This is a genomic window from Sanyastnella coralliicola, assembly GCF_030845195.1.
GTDB lineage: Bacteria > Bacteroidota > Bacteroidia > Flavobacteriales_D > Sanyastnellaceae > Sanyastnella > Sanyastnella coralliicola.
Genome location: NZ_CP132543.1, coordinates 2146877 through 2165571, shown reverse-complemented (window position 1 = coordinate 2165571; position 18695 = coordinate 2146877). Strand labels below are relative to the sequence as shown.

Genomic DNA, 18695 nt, shown 5'->3' with positions numbered 1-18695 from the left:
CAAGTCTTTCGTTCACTCTTCGAATGCCTTCATTTCAACTATTTTTTATCTCACTCATTATGGGTGCCTTTTGGGTTGTAATGCCCAACGAAGTCTTTGCGCAGTATTATACCAATGGAAAGATTGAGGAACTCAATGATTCTTCTTGTGATTGCGTAACAGAGTTCATTATTTCTGAGACATACAAAAGACGCCGTGCTTTTCGAGATACGATTCAAATGAATGAGTATGATGAGGAAGGGGCGCTAGTGGCTGAGCATTTCTATAGCGATAAGCCGCGTAGCATATATTACAGCAGAGAAGAAGGTCTACTCAACCACATTTATTATACTTCTGTTGCACTGGATACTCTCTTAGTCAACATTGAATGGGAAAACGGTATGGTATCTCTCATCGATACTCGGAGTCCACAATCTTCCTTACTTCAGCGTTTCTCTTATTCGCAAAAGGGTTTCGTCAAAGTTGAAGATTACGTTAGCCACGATCGAAGCTCCACATCGAGGACTGAATATCATGACGTTGATGAAGGGAAATCGATCGTTACAACAAACAATGAAGACACAGTTTTTGTGTTGATGCTCACTAAAATCGATTCGATCTCCACTCTAGAATCTGAGTTTGATAATGGCTTAGAGCGTCACACTTTGGTCAAGCGCTTGGGTCCTGGCTGTGTGGAATACTATGAGAAGCACAAAGGAAATTTTGAGCTTCGATATTATGATTGTATTGATGAAACCACAGACGTCGAAACCATAAGAGATTACTATGAAGGTAAATTGCGGCAAACAATCGTGATCAGTACAGTAGATGATTCCTTTGTGAAGAGTTACTTCAATCCAAAAGGAAGACTAACGAAGAAGGTTTATAGCGTTAAAGTGAAGTGAGGTGTATTGCTATGACTTCACTTGATTCAGTAGGGATTGCCCTGTGGGCAATCCGGTGACTAGGCTTTGTGGTGTTCAACCCATACGGGGTAGTGTGATCTGTGTTTTGTTGGGTGTTACGAGATTTCATCCCTACGGGATGTTTGAGCTCACAAAGTGTTCGTAGGAATGGATGAAATCCATCCGATTCAAAGAGAGAAGAAACCGTAACCCGCGATCCGCGATCCTCGTTCCGCGTTCCACCGTTCACCCCATCAACACCTCCAAATCATCCCAAAACTCAGGATAACTCTTCTGAACCGCCTCAGCATTGGTGATCGTTACCGGACCTCCTTGAAGGCCGAGCAGAGCGCCTGCCATCGCAATGCGGTGGTCGTTGTGTGAATCGATGGTGCAGCATTGAACTTCACCCGGGTGTACCGTCATCACGTCACCATCGAGGTCTACACGGATGCCGGCTTCTTTGAAGATGGATTGTATGACGACGCCTCGATCACTTTCCTTGTGTTTGAGGCGGTGGACTCCCGTGATCTTACTTGGCTTGTCGCAGGCTACGGCGAGGGCTGCGAGGGCAGGGAATAGGTCAGGGCAATCCGTAGCATCGAAGTTGAAGCCGCGGAGTTTGTGAGCTTGAATGCGGTACTTCCCGTCTTGGTTCATCAGCTTGGCCCCGGCGAATAATAAGGCCCCGGTTATCGCTTGATCAGCCTGGGTGAATTTCTGTCCGAGTCCATCAACGAAGATGCCGTTTTTGCTGGCTACGGCGCCTGCAACGAGTAGGGCAGCGCCGGCTGACCAATCACCCTCAACTGTTACCTCGGCAGGGGTGTATGCTTGTCCGCCGGGGATGGTGAAGCGTTGGTAGTCTTTGTGCATGGTGCGAATACCAAAGGTATCAAGCACCTCAAGGGTCATGTCTACGTAGGGCTTGCTCTTGAGAGAATCTACCTCAATAACCGTATCATTTTCCGCAAGGGGAAGAGCCATGAGTAGTCCAGAAAGAAACTGTGAGCTTAATGAGCCATCAAGCTTGGCGCTTCCTCCTGTGAAAGGACCTTGGATCAGCGCTGGAAGTTTGCCTTTCGTAGTATTGATCTGCGCTCCAAGTTGAGGGAAGACCTTTTCAAACTCGGTGAGTGGACGTTCCAAGAGACTGCCCATTCCGTTGAGCTTTACTTCATAACCAGACATCGCTCCGACCGCCGCAAATAGACGCATTCCGAGGCCTGATTCACCCACGTTCAATTCATACTCCGGAGCCTGTTTGCCACCTTCGATATGGAGACTGTTGTTCTCGTCTTCGTTGACTTCGGCACCTAGAATAAGGGCGCAGTCAAGTGCGTGAAATGAATCTTGATTCGCGGCTGGATTATGGATGATCGCTGTTCCGCGAGAAAGGAGGGAGGCAACGATTAAACGCTGCATCAAGCTTTTCGACCCCGGGGCCGTTACTGTGCCTTCCAGATTCGATTTGCCGATGGTCTTTTTCACCTATCCTTTTTTACCGGTGTAAATGGTGGCGATTCCACCTGTCAAAGCTTTGCGTTCCACGCTAGTGTAGCCACAACGCTTCATAATTTCTAAGAACTCATCTCCTTCAGGAAAAGCTGCTACCGACTCCGGGAGGTATGTATAAGCCCGACTGTCTTTGGAGAACAGACGACCTACGATTGGCAGAATAGCCTTGAAGTAGAACCAGTACAACTGCTTAAATGGGAAGCTGCGAGGCTTGGAGAACTCGAGGATGAATCCAGTAGCACCCGGACGAAGCACGCGAAGCATTTCGGTGAGTCCTTTTTCAAGGTTCTCGAAATTACGTACCCCGAACGCTGCGGTGTAGGCATCGAAGTAGTCATCTTCAAACGGAAGGTTTTCAGAATCTCCATACTTCAATTCGATGAGTTGGTCGAGTCCTTTCTTCTTCAACTTCTCGCGGCCAATGTCGAGCATCCCGTTCGAGATATCCACCCCGATGATTTTCTCAGCATCAACACCCATACGCGCTGCTTCGATGGCGAAGTCACCGGTGCCCGTAGCGACATCCATGATGCGCTTTGGTTTCAGCTTTTTCATCATTCGAATGGCTTTCTTACGCCATAGGATGTCGATCCCAAATGATAATACGTGATTGAGTTGATCGTAGCTGTGAGCGATGTTATCGAACATCTCCGCTACCTGCTCTTTCTTAGCGCGGTCTTCAGTTGAAGAATATGGAGTGACTTTCGTTCCCAAGGAAATAAAATTGCGGTGCAAGATTACGCAAAAGGCGTCAAGTGATAATCAGTTGAAGGGCGTCAATGTTCAGATTCATCAATAATTGAGCATACCATCGATGCGAGTCAACAGTTTCTCATCATAGAGAATCTTATAGTGCCCCAAGCCATCCAACACCTCCAACTCGCAATTGGCAAGGTTCTGTTGAATTCGCTCACTCCATTCTAGGGGCAACACGCGATCACTGCTGCCATGAAAGATCTTCGCCTCATTTGGCTTGAGACTCTTCACGAACTCACTCACGGCCAGTACATTCGGATCTTTGCCCGTCTCCTCCTGAAACTTGTTCAGAATACGCGTGACCATCTTATCACTCAACTTCAACTGCGCTGCAATTTGCTCTACACGTGCCTTCAAGGTGTCTGGCGAAGTCACCATCACCAATTGATGCAACGGGTAATTCTCCTGCTCCCAAAGCGCATAGGTCAAAGGCACGCTTCCAAAAGAATGCGACATGATAAAAGGGTAGTTGTTGACTTTTAAGAACTCCAACACCAGATCTTTATAGTCAAAGATGTTCGTCGGAGCCTTTGTGCTAAACCCGTGGCTCGGAGCATCAAAGCTCTCCACAGTAAATCCTCTGTCAACCAAGAGAGGCACAATCGCCGCAAAGTTCGCTGCTTGTCCTTCCCATCCATGCACCAACAAAGCTTTCTTAGGGCCATGTCCCCAAGTATACGTAGCGATGTCGAATTGCTTGAATTTTTTAGTCGCCCTCCGGGCGGAACGGATGACTCCTTCTTCGTGTGGTCGTAGCTTATGAACTTCAGGATTACTGAGTTTATGAAAAGCTTTTTTGACCAGGAAATTAGGGGCGAGGGCTTCGAGAATTTTCATCAGGGCAAATCTAGAAACGATAATTGATAATCTATAACAGGCTTTAGGCTTTAGGCTATAGGCGTTAGTGTGTGTTGTCGTTTATAGATTATCGTTTATCGATTGGCCGAAGGCCACTCTTATCGGATTTGGACTACAGGGAGATGGGAAGAAATCTGTAATCCTTCTTCCTTCGAGAGAGTAAAGGATGATGAACCCAAATTAAAAGACTATGACTTTCTATGAGCCAAGATTAACCCTGACAGAGATCGATCCAGCGACGAATAAATGGGAGTTAAAAACAGAGATTTATTATCCTGCGGGAGAAACCGGTAGAGAAACCTCGAACGTAGTTACGGGAAGTGTTCGTAATATTACAGTAGAGGTGATCACTGATACAAGTTTTCCGCATAATCATGTGGTGACCACAACGCAAACAATCCAACGCCAAACTGGAGAAGATGAAATCGTTGTTACCACTGAAAAGAAAAAGAAGAAGAAAGGGCAAAGCGCAGTCACTTATATCAGTGGCTCTTCTGAAGGTGACCCTAGTGCTGATTCTAATTCTCGGGCAGCATAAAGAACATTTCGCAAATGATTTAAGAGACCAGGGTCTAATTGATAGTTCCCTGGTTTCGCTTTTTGATAAAGCTGATTTATTTCTCAAACAATCTGCGCTTGACAGTTCGTTTTATTATTTCCGCCAATTGGAGGAGAGACTTGAACCGAATAGTCCATTTCTTTCAACACTTTACCTGAAGTATGGAATCATCAAAGACCAACTTGATGAAGATGATGATGCGATAGACTGGTTTCAGAAATCGTTAATGGTCTCTTCACAATTGTCACAACATGGTGTTAAGGGAGATGCATATAACAATCTAGCCGTGCACTATTATTGGAATGATGAATTAGATTCTGCTGATACTTACTTCTCTAAAGCTCTCTCCGCATATGAGATTTCGGGTGATTCATTGCGCTGGCTGAAAGCCTTAACTAATACCAGCGCTATTTATAACGATCTCGAGAATTATGAATTGAGTTTGGAGTTGATTGACGAAGCCGAGCGTTTAAATGTCAAGCGACACGATAAGACCGTATCAACCATCCTCATGCTGAATAGGGGAGTGGCCAATTGGAATTTGGGCAAAGATCAGGAAGCAGAGAACGAATTTTCACAGGCATTGGAGTTGAGTACCACGAATGGGCTGAATCAATTTGCTCTAGTTGCCCTTCAGAATCTGGAGGAACTCTATTCAGAACAAGGGAGATTCGAGGAGGCATTGAGGCTGAGTCATTCGTTCTATTCAGCGAAAGACTCACTCTACGGCGCAGAAACGGCACTCAAAATAGAGCAAATCCAAGCCGAGTTTGAGCTAGCGAAAGAAGAAGCCATCACAGCGCGTCAAGCACTTGCTACCAAAGAGAAAGAACTAAAAAATACCGAGCTCCAACTGACCATCTTCGGAATCATCGGCTTCGTCGTGCTTCTCGCTGGAATAGCCCTCGCTTGGTACACACGAAGAAAGGCCGTGCAGCAAGCGCAAACGCAAGCCATTCTCGATACCAAAGAGGCAGAAAACAAACGAGTAACAGATCTCTTCTGGAAAGAAATCGGACTATCATCAAAAGAAAAGAAACTCATCCTTCAAGGAAGAGAACTCCCAGAACACACCATCCCCGGTGCCATTGCTGCAGCGAAGTTCTTATCGAACCAACGACATAACCCCTTCCTCCAACTTGGTTTGGTGGAGGCGGTAGATCATCTACTTCAAAACCTCTTCCGCAAGTCTTCCTGCAACTACCACTTCGAGTACATCCCCATCAAACTTGAAAAAGACGGACGTCTATTCAGCTACCGAGTAATCGAAGATGTCTTAACTCACGTTGCTGACTCTTGCAAAGAAGGAGATGTCAAAGTATCAATCGAAGAAAAAGGCAAAGACTTGATCTGTAGAGTCTCAGCCAACCAACTCAATCCTGCCGAAGACCTCAACCTTCGCTCAGCCGAAGCACGTCTCTCCCTCGTCAAAGGGAAAGTGAAGCAAAAAGAGAAGGAAGGCATCACTGAGTTCAAGATTGAGATCCCCAAAGTTAGGGTGGGATTGGAAGAGGTGAAGGGGTAGTTCGCCTCAGGCGGTTAGCATGGTTAGTGTTCGTTGCGCTTTGCGCAACATCTATGACTTCGAGTGCATATGTAGGGATTGCCTCGTGGGCAATCCGTTCTCCATTCTGATGCGTTATCAACCCCTACGGGGTAGAGTTTTTAGAGGAGGTACCACGTGTTACGAGGTCTCATCCCTACGGGATGCTTACGGTCCTTTAGCGGTGCATTCATGCACCTTTCAAGATGCCTTGTTCAGTGGTGTTACGAGGTCTCATCCCTACGGGATGCTTACGGTCCTTTAGCGGTGCATTCATGCACCTTTCAAGATGCCTTGTTCAGCGGTGTTACGAGTTCTCATCCCTACGGGATGCTTGCGGTCCTTTAGCGGTGCACCTGTCCCGTACCTTCGGGATTCATGCACCTTTCATGTTACGAGATCCCATCCCTACGGGATGTAGCCCTTTTAGGAGTAACCCACATACGCCTTAAGCCCTAGGCCTTACGCCTGTTAACCCACCATAGTATGCCCCTCCGGGTACCGATAATTCTTCGAGATCAAATTCACCCCAACGGCGAAGGCTACAGTGAGTGTTCCAACACGTCCGACGAACATGCTGGCGATGATGACGAGTTTTCCGAAAGGAGAGAGAAGGCTGGTGATACCTGTACTCAAACCTACCGTTCCGAGGGCTGAGACCTCTTCGAAGGCGAGGTCAATGATGTCGTAATTCGGGTTGGCGAGGATGTGGCTTTCACTGATGCTGAGGGCGAAGATGCCAATGACATCGAAGATCAAGAAGAAGACTAGTACGGAGTACGCGCGCGACTTAAGCAACGGAGAAATCGTGCGCTTAAAGAGCTCGGTGTTACTGGCACCTCGAATCGTTGACCAAATGTCTGCTCCGACGATGGCAAGGGTAGAAGTCTTGATTCCTCCACCGGTGGAGCTTGAGCTGGAACCGATGAACATCAACACAATCAGCATGAATAAGCTGGGTACGCCCACGCTCCCAAAGTCAACTGTATTGAAGCCACTCGTACGCGTGACACTCTGGAATACGGCCGTCGTGATCTTCCCAAACTGATTGTAGCCAGCGAGGGTTCCGTTGTACTCCATGATGTAATAGCCCACCGAACCAATGATGACAAGTCCGATAGAGAAGTACAACGCAATCTTGGTCATGAAACCAATGCGCTTCCATGGAGCGCGCATACGTTCGCGTAGGTTTTGGGGGTCGAAGAGGTCGAAGACCGCAACCATACCCAGGGCACCAAAGAATACCAAGATGGTCACCAGCCAATGGATGTAGAAATTGAAGCGCACGGCTTCGTTGTATAATCCATCGGTGAAGAGACTAATCCCTGCATTGTTAAAGGCGCTGACGGAGTGGAATATGGAATAAAAGGCTCGTTGTCCGTTACTCTCAAAGGGTATGGCTTCATCCCAAAAGATGAACATCATGATGGCACCGAGAATCTCCATTCCGGTACTCCAGATGATCACCTTGCCTAACATGCTCTCAGCACTCAGGTGAGAATCGTTGTTCACGAAGTCTTCAATCACATCGTGTTGCTTCACGCGTAATCCAAAGCGACTAGCCAATACCAAGAAGGAACCAAAGGCGATGATATTCAAACCACCGAGCTTGATCAAGATGAGCAGAACGACCTGTCCTTTGAAAGTGAAAAAGGTAGGCGTGTCTTCTACCATTAATCCCGTAACACAGGTAGCACTGGTAGAGGTGAATAAGGCGTCCAGAAAGTTCATTCCTCCATCGGGAACGGTCATTTCAGGGAGCATCAAAAGCCCTGTCCCCATGAAGATGATGACTGCGAAGGAGGTAATGAAGATGACCGCAGGATTCAACTTGAATCGCGTCATGGCTCCACCTCCTCGTCCGATCCCAATCAAGACAACCGCCAAGATGTAAAGCTGGATAAACAGCGCACTCAGGTCAGTGAAACTATTGAAGCCAAAGGCTAAGGCAAGTTTCTCTAAAAGCAGGAAGTCAAAGACGTTATAGGAGATTCCTTCTACCGTGAGCAGGAACATGATGATCCCTTCAAACCAATTCTTTCGGAGGAACTCAATAGGCTGGAAGCTATAGATAAAGCGAAGAAGGAAGTGCAACACATAGAAGACGAAGCTCATCTTGATGACACCAAGGAGCATTTCTTCCGTCGCCTGATCGTGCTGGAATCCGTAGTAATAGACAAGGCTCGACATCGCGATTAACGACACAATCACGTTGAGGATCTTTCCGACCCTCAGTACCTTCGACTTGTTGTCATACAAGAAGAGATTGACCCGTTCCCGCAGTTGCCGGAAGTCCATTAGCTATTGTTTTTTCTTACTTCGTCGAAGAGTAGTTCTTTGTCGATAGGCACCACACCCACCTTCTCACAGACTAATCCTCCCGCTAGGTTAGACATGCCTGCAATGACAGCTGGATCTCCTTTGAGTGCCAAGATCAAGGAAGCCACACTAATCACTGTATCACCTGCTCCAGACACATCAATAATCTTGCGTGGGTGAGCCGGGATACGCTGTACTTGATCTCCTTGTTTTACCATGACACCTCGTTCTGAGAGTGTTACTAAAGAGAGTTCATTCGATAGTTTTGATTCCATTTCACGGATGCCCGCTATAATGGCCTCGTCGCTGTTCTTGTCAATATCGAGTTTTACCCCTTCCACTAATTCCTTGAAGTTGGGCTTGAAGAGGGTAGCATGCTGGTAGGCGAAGAAGTTCTCTTTCTTCGGGTCTACCGTTACAGGGATATTATGTTTCCGCGCTAGCGAGATCAATGAAGAAATCACATGCTCAGTTAAGAGGCCTTTGTTGTAATCCTCGAAGATCAATACGTCTACTTCGCCAGATTCAATCACCTTGGTACAGCGCTGAATGAAGGCTGTCTCTTCGGCCTGGCTCAAGGCACGAGTTGATTCTTCATCTACACGAAGCAAGTGTTGATCGCTGCTGATGATGCGGGTTTTAACGGTGGTTGGGCGCTCACTACTGCGTTCGATTCCCTCGCTAGAGAAATCACGCTTCGCCAACAAAGCTTCAAAAAGGTCAGCCTTTTCGTCATTCCCAATCACCGAACAGATAATCGGTTTTGCCCCCAGGCTCATAACGTTCAACGCTACATTGGCAGCGCCACCCAAACGGTTCTCACGTTCAGTGATCTGCACGATGGGCACAGGAGCCTCGGGAGAAATACGGTCTACGCGTCCCCAGTAATAAGCATCGATCATGACGTCACCCACTACCATAGCGGTCAGGTCATTAAAGCCTCGGTAAAGGCGATCGATCTCGTGTTTATCGATATTCAAATTGCTTGAATTTATTGCAAACGGTCTAAGGCACGCTTGATACGAACCAAAGCCTCTTTCAATTCTTCTTCACTCGCAGCGTACGAAATGCGGAATCCGTTTGGATCTCCAAAAGCATCTCCTGTTACGAGGGCTACGAATTCTGTTTCCAAAATGTAAGCACAAAGATCGGTAGCATTGTTAATGGTACGTCCATCAACGCTCTTACCGAAGAAAGCCGAGGCATCAGGGAAGATGTAGAAGGCCCCAGTAGGAACGTTCACTTCCAACCCTTCGATCTCACGTAGGCCAGCAATCATCATATCGCGACGCTTCAAGAAAGCCTTTTTCATGTATTCAACTGTCTCAGGCAGCGCTTCGACAGCAGCCTTACAGCCCATCTGTGATACGCCAGAAGGAGCACTCGTAAATTGACCTTGAATCTTTGAACAAGCTTTCGCAATCCAAAGAGGAGCACCGATGTACCCCAGTCGGTAACCCGTCATTGCGAAGCCTTTCGACACACCATTCACCGTTACAGTACGATCGTACATCCCGTCAAGGGTAGCCATACTGGCGTGCGCTTCCGTGAAGTTGATCAATTCATAGATCTCATCGCTTACGACAATGATGTCTTCGCGTTGACGAAGCACCGCCGCCAATCCTTCAAGCTCCTCACGTGTGTAGACCGATCCACTCGGGTTACATGGTGAGCTGTAGATGATCATGCGGGTTTTGTCAGTGATCGACGAAGCCAATTGCTCTGGTGTCAATTTGAAGTCGCTCGTAATATTTGTAGGCACAACCACCGGAATAGCTCCAGCGACTTTTACGATTTCGCTGTAGCTCACCCAGTATGGTGCCGGAAGTAATACTTCATCACCCGGGTTCACCAAACACAGAACAAGGTTAGCCAAGCTCTGCTTCGCTCCTGTAGACAGAACGATTTGATCAGCCGAATAGTCGAGGTTATTGTCGCGCTTGAATTTCTTTGAGATCGCTTCGCGTACCTCTAAGTATCCATTTACTGGAGGATAGTGCGAATAATTCTCATCAACGGCCTTCTTAATCGCATCCTTGACAAAATCAGGGGTGTCGAAATCGGGCTCTCCCAAACTCAGTGAAATCACATCGTGACCTTGCGCTTTCAACTCGCGGCTAATCCGCGCCATGGCAAGTGTAGCAGACTCTGACAATCGTGATAGTAGGTCTGACTCTTTGCATACGTTCATTTCCGGACTAATTCTCATTGTAAATGGATGAACAACAAAATTAAGCGATTAGGTCTGTTTCTCGCCTAACGGCGGAAAGGTTAATTCGATCGAATCGTATAATTTATGAACAGGAATCAGGCGGCTTGGTCAACAACCTTTTGATCCTTTGCCTTGATTGGTGTTGGAACAAAAGACGCTACCATCAAAAGAACGAAGGTGATCACTGAATTCAAGACGATGTGTAAGGCGCCAAAATTGAAGCCGTTGAACCAGTCTCCACTGTTCTTGAAAAGCACGTAAGTCAAAAGCGGAGCGACAATAGCGATAGCTAAGATAAGCTCTGCGCGCACCTTTCGTTTCGTAAAGATTCCAAATAGGAAGAACCCAATCAACGGACCATAGGTGAATCCAGCCAGGAAGATCAATTGACCGATGGCTGAAAGATCTAAGGTGTAATGCAGAATCAGGATCACGATGAAAAGCACGCCCGACATGATCACGTGCGTTTGCTTGCGAATCTTCACTTGTAGCTGCTCAGGCTTTTTCAGAATGTTCCGGAAGTCGACACAAACCGAAGTCGTCAATGACGTCAAAGCACTGTCAGCACTGGAGTAGGCGGCTGCAATAAGCCCCAACAAGAAGACAATACTCAATCCGATGCCCAGGTCGCCACGCAGCGCAATGGTAGGGAAGAGCAGGTCGGTGCGCACCTTTCCAGTTGAGCTCGTAATCAGCTCCATTCCTTCTTGTTCAGCATACATGAATAGCAACGCGCCAAGTCCGAGGAAGAGGGCATTCACAACGAATAGAACCACTGAGAAGCTCACCATATTCAGCTGCGCCTGACGAATGTTTTTGCAAGCCAAATTCTTCTGCATCATGTCTTGGTCCATTCCTGTCATACCAATACAGATAAAGATTCCACCGAGGAATTCCTTCCAGAAGAAGTGCGGGTTGCCGCCAGCGTCGTTAAAGAAGAACCATTGTCCGTATTGACTTTCAGCGATGGTGGTCACCATTCCGCGTTCAGCGAGACCTAAAGCATCAGAAAGCAAATACATACTCCAACCCAAGGCTACCAGCATGAATAGGGTCTGTAAGGTATCAGTCCAAATGATGGTTTTAATACCACCTCGATGCGTGTAAATCCAGATCAATAGAATCGACAGTGCCACCGTAACTTCAAAAGGTACACCCAGTTCTTTGAAGACAAACTCTTGCAATACGTTAGCCACCAACAATAGGCGAATCGAGGCCCCGATGGTTCTCGAAACCAAAAAATAGAAGGCGCCCACTTTGTATGCCGTGAAGTGAAAGCGCTGTTCGAGGTAGGTATAAATAGAAGTGACTTGAAGTCGATAGTAGATCGGCATCAAGACGAACGCGATAAACAGATAACCCACCAGATAGCCCAGCACCATTTGCATGTAGCTGAATTGGTCAACGAATTCACCGGCTTCATTCTGAATCCCCACCTTCCCGGGAATACTGATGAAGGTAATCCCACTGAGACTCGCGCCAATCATTCCGAAGGCTACCAAGAACCAAGGCGCACTTTTACCGGCAAGGAAGAAATTACTGTTGCTCTCATTCCGAGAGGTCGCGCGGGCAATCAGCATCAAGATCACAAAGTATCCGGCGATCAGTCCGAGTATCGCAAGTGCATTCATAAAGTCTCGTCTGGGTTCTGCATGCAATGTCACAAGAAAATCGAAGAGACTGGTTAGTTTTGTGGGATGAATTTTCCCTCGCGTTTGATTGAAGAGGCCGTTGACCAAATGGCTTCGCTTCCAGGAATTGGAAGGAAAACGGCGTTACGTCTGGTGTTGCATATGCTTCGTCGTGATGAAGAAGACGTAGAACGCTTTTCAAACGCATTTACCGCTTTACGTTCTGGGATTAAGGCATGCAAAATCTGCAATAACCTATCAGATACTGAGGTCTGCGGCATTTGCTCTGACCCACGTCGTGAGCATCGCACCGTGTGTGTGGTCGAAGGAATTCGGGAATTGCTAGCCATTGAATCAACAGAGCAATTCCGCGGAAGCTACCATGTGTTGGGAGGCGTAATTTCTCCGATGGATGGGGTAGGACCGAACGATCTATACATTCAATCGTTGATCGATCGCGTGAAAAATGGAACGGTAGATGAAATCATCTTCGCCCTTAGCACAACCATGGAAGGGGAGACAACTTCTTTCTACCTGTACAAGAAATTGAGCGAATACGACGTTCGAGTTACGGCGATCGCTCGGGGTGTGGCTATTGGAGATGAACTTCAATATGCAGATGAGGTGACCCTCGCTCGCTCGATCATGCAACGTCTACCTTACGAAAACGCCCTGCCAGGCAAATGAAACTCTCCGTCATCATAGTCAACTATAACGTCGAGCAATTCCTCGAACAGTGCTTGCTTTCGGTCGAAAAGGCGATCCAAGGCATGGAGGCTGATGTTTGGGTTGTTGACAATGCCAGTGTAGACGGTTCCTGCGCCATGGTTGCAGAACGTTTCCCTTGGGTGAAGTTGGTGGCGAACAAAGACAATGTTGGTTTCTCTCGCGCTAACAACCAAGCCATGCGCGCTTCGGATGCGGAGTATATGCTTCTTCTCAATCCTGATACGGTAGTTGAAGAAGACACCTTCCGAAAGTGTGTGGAGTTCATGGATGCGAATCCAAAAGCCGGTGGGTTAGGAGTTCGTATGGTTGATGGAAAAGGGAAGTTCTTACCTGAGTCAAAACGAGGTTTACCTACACCATGGGTATCCTTCTGCAAGATCAGTGGGATTTACCGACTCTTCCCGCGATCTCGGAAACTCAATCACTACTATCTCGGACATCTCGATGAGCATGAGACTGCAGAGATTGAGATTCTCAGTGGGGCCTACATGTTGATGCGTAAAGAAGCCCTTGATAAGGTGGGCTTATTGGATGAAGAATTCTTCATGTACGGTGAAGACATTGATCTCAGTTGGAGAATTGTATTAGGTGGTTGGCAGAACTACTATTTCCCTGAAACACGCATCATTCACTACAAAGGTGAATCAACCAAGCGCGGTAGCCTGAACTATGTGTTCGTATTCTACAACGCCATGGTCATCTTCGCCCGCAAGCATTTCAGCGAGCGCAATGCCAAGGCATATACACGTCTGATTAATGTGGCTATTTGGGCGCGTGCTTCCATTGCGGTGATTCAACGTGTCGCCAAGAAGATCATTCTTCCGTTGATTGATGCGTCGGCCTTGTTCTCAGGAATGTGGCTCGCTCAGCGTTATTACGCGCAAGTGGCTGAGAAGATCTTCGATGAGAGCTTAATGATCTACGCTTTCAGTGGCTACGTTATTACATGGATGCTTTCAGTATTCTTTTCAGGAGGCTATGATCGACCGATCTCCATGTTGCGTTTGGTGCGAGGTAGCATCATTGGTTCGCTCATTATTCTTGTCGCCTATTCACTTCTTCCAGAAAGCCTCAGGTTCTCACGCGCCCTCGTTTTATTCGGTGCCGTGATCTCTGTGCTTTACTACTTGATATCTCGTTGGGTTCTTTCTCGGCTATCGCCGGAACGCTTCGCTTTGGTGGGTGCTGGCATGCGAAGATTCGCCGTTGTGGGTGGGGCAGAAGAGATCGAAAGAATCAGCGAGTTGCTCGGACAAACTTCCGTTTCTCGTCCTGAGGTTGTAGGTGTTGCAATAGATGATAAAGTACATGATAACCAGGTGGGTACGCGTGATCAGTTGCAGGAAGTAATTAGGGTCCACCGCATTGATCAAGTGATCTTTAGCGGAAAGGATTTGGCGGCTGCTGAGATCATTGATTCCATGATCAAAACCACAGGGGTAAAAGTGGATTACAAGATTGCTCCACCTGACTCATTGTACATGATTGGGAGCAATAGTATTGAGACCAGTGGTGAACTATTTATGCTCGAAACCAACGGAGTGCACAAGCCTTCAAATCGTCGGAATAAACGACTGTTTGACATTCTCTTCGCACTCGGAATGTTGGTGACTTTACCCATTAGTATCTGGTTTGTTGACAAGAAGTCTTCCTTCTTCGGGAACATCTTCAAAGTGCTGACGGGCTCAAGAACTTGGGTGGGTTATGCGCAAACTTCGACCTCTTCCATGCGATTGCCGTCGGTATTGAAAGGGGTGATTACCCCTGCAACCGGTGCCATTTTACGAGAAGGGGATGAAGATACCCTGCAAAAACTCAACATCATCTATGCGCGTAATTACCGCATTCGCAATGACTTGAGTCTTGTTTTTCGCCACTTCGCCCATCTTGGCGAAGGGTAAGTTGATAACAAATCCTATCAACAGCTAAATCGCGCCAATCACGTCTGGAAATTGACTAATTTTGCGGCACCTTAAATGAGAAGGCACGATATGGCACAAACAGAGATCTTATTACCGAAAATGGGAGAGAGCGTTGCAGAAGCAACGATCATCAAATGGTTGGTGGAAGAAGGACAGCAAGTTGAAGCTGACGAACCAATCGTTGAAATCGCCACAGACAAGGTAGACTCAGAAGTACCCGCTCCAGAAGACGGTGTGATCACCAAGATCATGGTCAACGAAGGAGACGTTGTTGAAGTAGGTCAAGCAATCGCTATGTTCTCTACAGATGGAGAAGCAGCGGCAGCGCCTGCAGCAGCTCCTGCGGCGGCAGCGCCGGCTCCAGCAGCTGCGGCACCTTCTCAAGAAGTGCTTGAAACAGTTACAGCGCCATTGGCAACAGCAGGAACAGCAGTCGCGAAGAACGGTCCTAGCGGACGATTCTACTCGCCACTAGTTCGCAGCATTGCTAAAGAAGAAGGCATTTCCATGGAAGAGCTCGAAGCAGTTCAAGGAAGTGGTTCTGAAGGTCGCGTAACGAAGAAAGATATCCTAGCCTACGTGGCCAATCGTGGAAACGGAGCAGCGGTAGCCGCTCCAGCACCATCATCAAACGGACAAGCAGCTCCTGCCGCGAAAGTGGAGAGCGCTCCGAAACCAGCACCAGCGCCAGCTAAGGTTCACCAAGGACCAAAAGTTACAGCCGGACCAAACGACGAGATCGTGGAAATGGACCGCATGCGCAAGCTGATTGCTGATCACATGGTGATGTCGAAGCATACATCTCCACACGTGACGTCATTCGTTGAGGCGGATGTAACGAACATCGTGAACTGGAGAAACAAGATGAAGAAAGAGTTCGCTGAGCGCGAAGGAGGGAAGTTGACCTTCACTCCAATCTTCATGGAAGCCGTAGCGAAGGCAATCAAAGACTTCCCAGGCGTGAATGCTTCTGTGGATGGTGAAAACATCATCCTTCGCAAAGAAATCAATCTAGGAATGGCAGCAGCCCTTCCAAGCGGAAACCTCATTGTTCCAGTGATCAAGAATGCAGATCGTTACAACATGGTTGGTCTAGCCAACGTGGTCAATGATCTGGCAACACGTGCTCGTGAGAATAAACTCTCACCAGACGAGATCCAAGGAGGTACTTACACGGTTACCAACGTGGGTACTTTCGGAAACGTAATGGGAACACCAATCATCAACCAACCACAAGTAGCGATTCTCGCGCTGGGTGCGATTCGCAAGAAGCCAGCAGTGATCGAAACACCGGATGGAGACATGCTTGGAATCCGCCATATGATGTTCCTTTCACACAGCTATGACCACCGTGTAGTAGACGGTATGTTAGGGGGTAGTTTTGTGAGAAGAGTGGCTGATTACCTAGAGCAATTCGACGTGAATCGGTCACTTTGGTAAGTTTTACTGAGCAACAGCTTGGTAAATCACTGCTAATTAGCCTATTTTTACGACGCTAAGCCAATTATACAGAGATGAAACAACTGTTGCTTGCTGCACTGACACTACTCAGCTTTAACATCGCACTTGCAGGAAACCCTGTAGGTGACTTCAACGCAGACTTCCTTGAAGCGAATCAGCTCATGGAAGAAAAGCTATGGAATCAATCCGTTGACATCTGGAAAGGTCTCATCACAGACCACCAGCAAAACGCCAACGTGAATTACAAACTAGGATTCTGTTTCCTTCAAACAGCAAACCGCAAGTTGGATGCACTTCCATACCTGCAGTATGCTGCGTACCAGGTCGTATCTGAAAACTACGATCCGTATGACCCGAAAGAAACACGTGTTCCTGTAGAGGCCGTTTACTACCTAGGCCAAGCGTACCACCTCAACTACGAGATGGATAACGCGATCGCGGAATATGAGCGTCTGTTGAAGATGGTGAACAAGAAGCACCGCCTACACGCTTTGGCTCAGCGCCAAATCGAAATGTGTAACAACGCCAAGTATCAAGTGGCAAACCCACAGAATTACTTGATTTCGAACGTAGGTCCGGTTGTCAACAAAACAACAAACGAATACTCGCCAGTAATCTCCATCGATGAGAGCGCACTGTTCTTCACTTCACGTCGTATGCGTGGTGATTCAACGAACCAGTTCATCGTTGATGACGATACAGGTGAGCACCGCGAAGACATCTACGTGTCGTACAAAGACATGGCAGGTAACTGGATGGATCCTGAATTGTTGAACATCAACACGGATAACCACGCAGCAACTATCTCTGCTTCTCCAGACGGACAAGAACTATACATCTACTACGATGAGAACGGTGACGGTCAGCTTTGGAAGTCAGTGCTTGTGGGTGAGTCTTGGACTGAACCGGAGAAACTTGGATCTGACATCAACACTGATTCTTGGGAAACGCACGTAACTGTTTCTGCAGATGGAAACACACTTTACTTCACAAGTAACCGCGACGGGGGTGAAGGCGGACGTGATATCTACCGTTGTGTGAAGCTTCCAACAGGAGACTGGTCGAAAGCACTTAACATTGGTAAGTCAATCAACACACCTTACGAAGAAGAATCACCTTTCCTTTCTGTAGACGGGAAAACACTCTACTTCTCTTCTCAAGGACACAGCTCAATGGGTGGGTTTGACATCTTCTACTCAACAATGAGCGAAGACGGAGAATGGTCAGAGCCAGTGAACATTGGTTACCCAGTGAACACGGTAGATGACGATGTTTTCTTCATGCCAACAGCAAATGGAAAGCGTGCTTACTACTCCTCTCGTAAAGAAGAGGGTGAAGGACTAAAAGATATCTACGTGATTGACATGCCTGACTCTCCAGTAGAGCCAGACTTGAGCGTATTGAAAGGATACATCTACCCATCAGAAGGGGAAGAGCTTCCAGAAGATACTTACCTATTGGTAACGAATCAGGAAACAGGAGAAGTAATGGAGTACCGTCCACGGATGCGTGATGGAGCTTACGTTGCGATCCTTCCTCCTTGTATCTCTTACAAAATTGAGTACTTCGTGAGCCAAGAGATTGTTCACGATGACTTCATCAACGTTCCTTGTGAGTCGGCTTACAATGAAATTGACAAAGAGATCTACCTTCTACCTGTTCACCTCGGTGGTGCCGTAGCATCAGGAGAAGAAGTCGTTGAAACACCTGAAATCGAAGAAGGAGATATCGTTGCTGAGACTCCGGAAGAGATTACTGAAGAAGACAAGGTGATTACGGTAGCCACGGCTGAGAATGCGTACTACCAGCGATACTTCCTATACGACATGGGTGAGTGGAATGATGAGAAGGTGAACGATACGTTCAACGAATTCGTTGAAGGTGTGTCTGCTTTGATCGCTGCAAACGGCTCTGCGAAGATCCTAGTAGAGTCAAGTGCGTCTAAAGTACCTTCAAGCCGTTTCCGCAACAACACTGAGTTGACTGCTTTCCGTAATAAGTTGGCGAAGACAGAGGTGACGAAAGCACTCGAGGCCAAAGGATTCGAAGAAGGAAAAGACTTCACATTCCAAGCAGGACGTAAGCTTGTTGGTGGTCCTGACTACCAGAACGATGCACAGGAGCGTAAGGCTGTATACGAGCAGTTCCAGTATATTAAGATCTGGGCAGAGTAAGAAACTCCATACCATATATAATCAGAAAGCCCCTCCATCTCGGAGGGGCTTTCCTTTCTGCCTGTTTGTGGCCTCCATCTCGGAGACCTGCTACTCTACCATATTTATAACGTATATCCTTTTGGAAAA

General features: G+C 47.4%; 14 protein-coding genes. 7 read left to right on the top strand and 7 right to left on the bottom strand.

All coding sequences use genetic code 11. The features are described from left to right. Positions 1 to 80: 80 nt before the first annotated feature. Positions 81 to 884 carry a hypothetical protein gene (locus RA156_RS09025; protein WP_306639567.1) on the top strand — a complete coding sequence of 268 codons (804 nt, stop codon included), beginning with the start codon at positions 81 to 83 and terminating at the stop codon, positions 882 to 884. A gap of 246 nt (positions 885 to 1130) precedes the next feature. On the opposite strand, the gene aroA is transcribed toward RA156_RS09025, so the two are convergent. The 3 genes from aroA to RA156_RS09010 all read right to left on the bottom strand — a co-directional run bounded on the left by aroA (position 1131) and on the right by RA156_RS09010 (position 3995). Further along, complete coding sequence (gene aroA / locus RA156_RS09020; protein ID WP_306639565.1) at positions 1131 to 2375, bottom strand: 3-phosphoshikimate 1-carboxyvinyltransferase; 1245 nt, start codon at positions 2373 to 2375, stop codon at positions 1131 to 1133. Then, positions 2376 to 3116, bottom strand: a complete 741-nt coding sequence (gene ubiE, locus RA156_RS09015) for a bifunctional demethylmenaquinone methyltransferase/2-methoxy-6-polyprenyl-1,4-benzoquinol methylase UbiE (protein WP_306639563.1) — start codon at positions 3114 to 3116, stop codon at positions 2376 to 2378. Between the two features lie 78 nt (positions 3117 to 3194). Next, entirely contained in the window at positions 3195 to 3995 is an 801-nt protein-coding gene (locus tag RA156_RS09010; protein ID WP_306639561.1) for an alpha/beta fold hydrolase, read from the bottom strand. Between the two features lie 211 nt (positions 3996 to 4206). On the opposite strand from RA156_RS09010, the gene RA156_RS09005 reads away from it, so the two are divergent. Together RA156_RS09005 and RA156_RS09000 are read left to right on the top strand one after the other, a co-directional pair. Beyond that, positions 4207 to 4554, top strand: coding sequence for a hypothetical protein (locus RA156_RS09005; RefSeq protein WP_306639559.1), 348 nt, complete (start codon positions 4207 to 4209; stop codon positions 4552 to 4554). Positions 4555 to 4681: 127 nt separating this feature from the next. After that, positions 4682 to 6100, top strand: coding sequence for a tetratricopeptide repeat protein (locus tag RA156_RS09000; protein WP_306639557.1), 1419 nt, complete (start codon positions 4682 to 4684; stop codon positions 6098 to 6100). 489 nt (positions 6101 to 6589) lie between these two features. Here RA156_RS09000 and RA156_RS08995 read toward each other — a convergent pair whose 3' ends face one another. The 4 genes from RA156_RS08995 to RA156_RS08980 all read right to left on the bottom strand — a co-directional run bounded on the left by RA156_RS08995 (position 6590) and on the right by RA156_RS08980 (position 12280). Beyond that, positions 6590 to 8416, bottom strand: a complete 1827-nt coding sequence (locus RA156_RS08995) for a TrkH family potassium uptake protein (RefSeq protein WP_306639555.1) — start codon at positions 8414 to 8416, stop codon at positions 6590 to 6592. Beyond that, entirely contained in the window at positions 8416 to 9417 is a 1002-nt protein-coding gene (locus RA156_RS08990; RefSeq protein ID WP_306639553.1) for a bifunctional heptose 7-phosphate kinase/heptose 1-phosphate adenyltransferase, read from the bottom strand. The genes RA156_RS08995 and RA156_RS08990 overlap by 1 nt, the downstream gene beginning before the upstream one ends. An 11-nt stretch (positions 9418 to 9428) precedes the next feature. Further along, a complete protein-coding gene (locus RA156_RS08985) occupies positions 9429 to 10646 on the bottom strand; it encodes a pyridoxal phosphate-dependent aminotransferase (RefSeq protein WP_306639551.1) in 1218 nt (405 codons plus the stop codon). 98 nt (positions 10647 to 10744) lie between these two features. Beyond that, positions 10745 to 12280, bottom strand: coding sequence for a sodium:solute symporter (locus tag RA156_RS08980; RefSeq protein WP_306639550.1), 1536 nt, complete (start codon positions 12278 to 12280; stop codon positions 10745 to 10747). Between the two features lie 66 nt (positions 12281 to 12346). Between RA156_RS08980 and recR the strand changes: the two genes are divergently transcribed. The 4 genes from recR to RA156_RS08960 all read left to right on the top strand — a co-directional run bounded on the left by recR (position 12347) and on the right by RA156_RS08960 (position 18566). Beyond that, a complete protein-coding gene (gene recR, locus RA156_RS08975) occupies positions 12347 to 12967 on the top strand; it encodes a recombination mediator RecR (protein WP_306639548.1) in 621 nt (206 codons plus the stop codon). Then, positions 12964 to 14910, top strand: a complete 1947-nt coding sequence (locus RA156_RS08970; protein ID WP_306639546.1) for a glycosyltransferase family 2 protein — start codon at positions 12964 to 12966, stop codon at positions 14908 to 14910. The genes recR and RA156_RS08970 overlap by 4 nt, the downstream gene beginning before the upstream one ends. Positions 14911 to 15000: 90 nt before the next feature. Further along, the gene (locus RA156_RS08965) at positions 15001 to 16371 is read left to right on the top strand and encodes a dihydrolipoamide acetyltransferase family protein (protein WP_434064840.1); all 1371 of its coding nucleotides are present in this window, start codon (positions 15001 to 15003) and stop codon (positions 16369 to 16371) included. Positions 16372 to 16445: 74 nt separating this feature from the next. Continuing rightward, the gene (locus tag RA156_RS08960; RefSeq protein WP_306639544.1) at positions 16446 to 18566 is read left to right on the top strand and encodes a hypothetical protein; all 2121 of its coding nucleotides are present in this window, start codon (positions 16446 to 16448) and stop codon (positions 18564 to 18566) included. Positions 18567 to 18695: the final 129 nt, after the last annotated feature.

What these genes read in the sequence shown, in the direction of transcription:
- RA156_RS08970 (WP_306639546.1), top strand. Translation starts at nt 12,964, where the DNA reads ATGAAACTCTCCGTCATCATAGTCAACTATAACGTCGAGCAATTCCTC.
- RA156_RS08965 (WP_434064840.1), top strand. Translation starts at nt 15,001, where the DNA reads ATGGCACAAACAGAGATCTTATTACCGAAAATGGGAGAGAGCGTTGCA.
- RA156_RS09010 (WP_306639561.1), bottom strand. Translation starts at nt 3,995, where the DNA reads ATGAAAATTCTCGAAGCCCTCGCCCCTAATTTCCTGGTCAAAAAAGCT.
- RA156_RS08960 (WP_306639544.1), top strand. Translation starts at nt 16,446, where the DNA reads ATGAAACAACTGTTGCTTGCTGCACTGACACTACTCAGCTTTAACATC.
- recR (WP_306639548.1), top strand. Translation starts at nt 12,347, where the DNA reads ATGAATTTTCCCTCGCGTTTGATTGAAGAGGCCGTTGACCAAATGGCT.
- RA156_RS09025 (WP_306639567.1), top strand. Translation starts at nt 81, where the DNA reads ATGCCCAACGAAGTCTTTGCGCAGTATTATACCAATGGAAAGATTGAG.
- RA156_RS08985 (WP_306639551.1), bottom strand. Translation starts at nt 10,646, where the DNA reads ATGAGAATTAGTCCGGAAATGAACGTATGCAAAGAGTCAGACCTACTA.
- RA156_RS08980 (WP_306639550.1), bottom strand. Translation starts at nt 12,280, where the DNA reads ATGAATGCACTTGCGATACTCGGACTGATCGCCGGATACTTTGTGATC.
- RA156_RS09005 (WP_306639559.1), top strand. Translation starts at nt 4,207, where the DNA reads ATGACTTTCTATGAGCCAAGATTAACCCTGACAGAGATCGATCCAGCG.
- RA156_RS08995 (WP_306639555.1), bottom strand. Translation starts at nt 8,416, where the DNA reads ATGGACTTCCGGCAACTGCGGGAACGGGTCAATCTCTTCTTGTATGAC.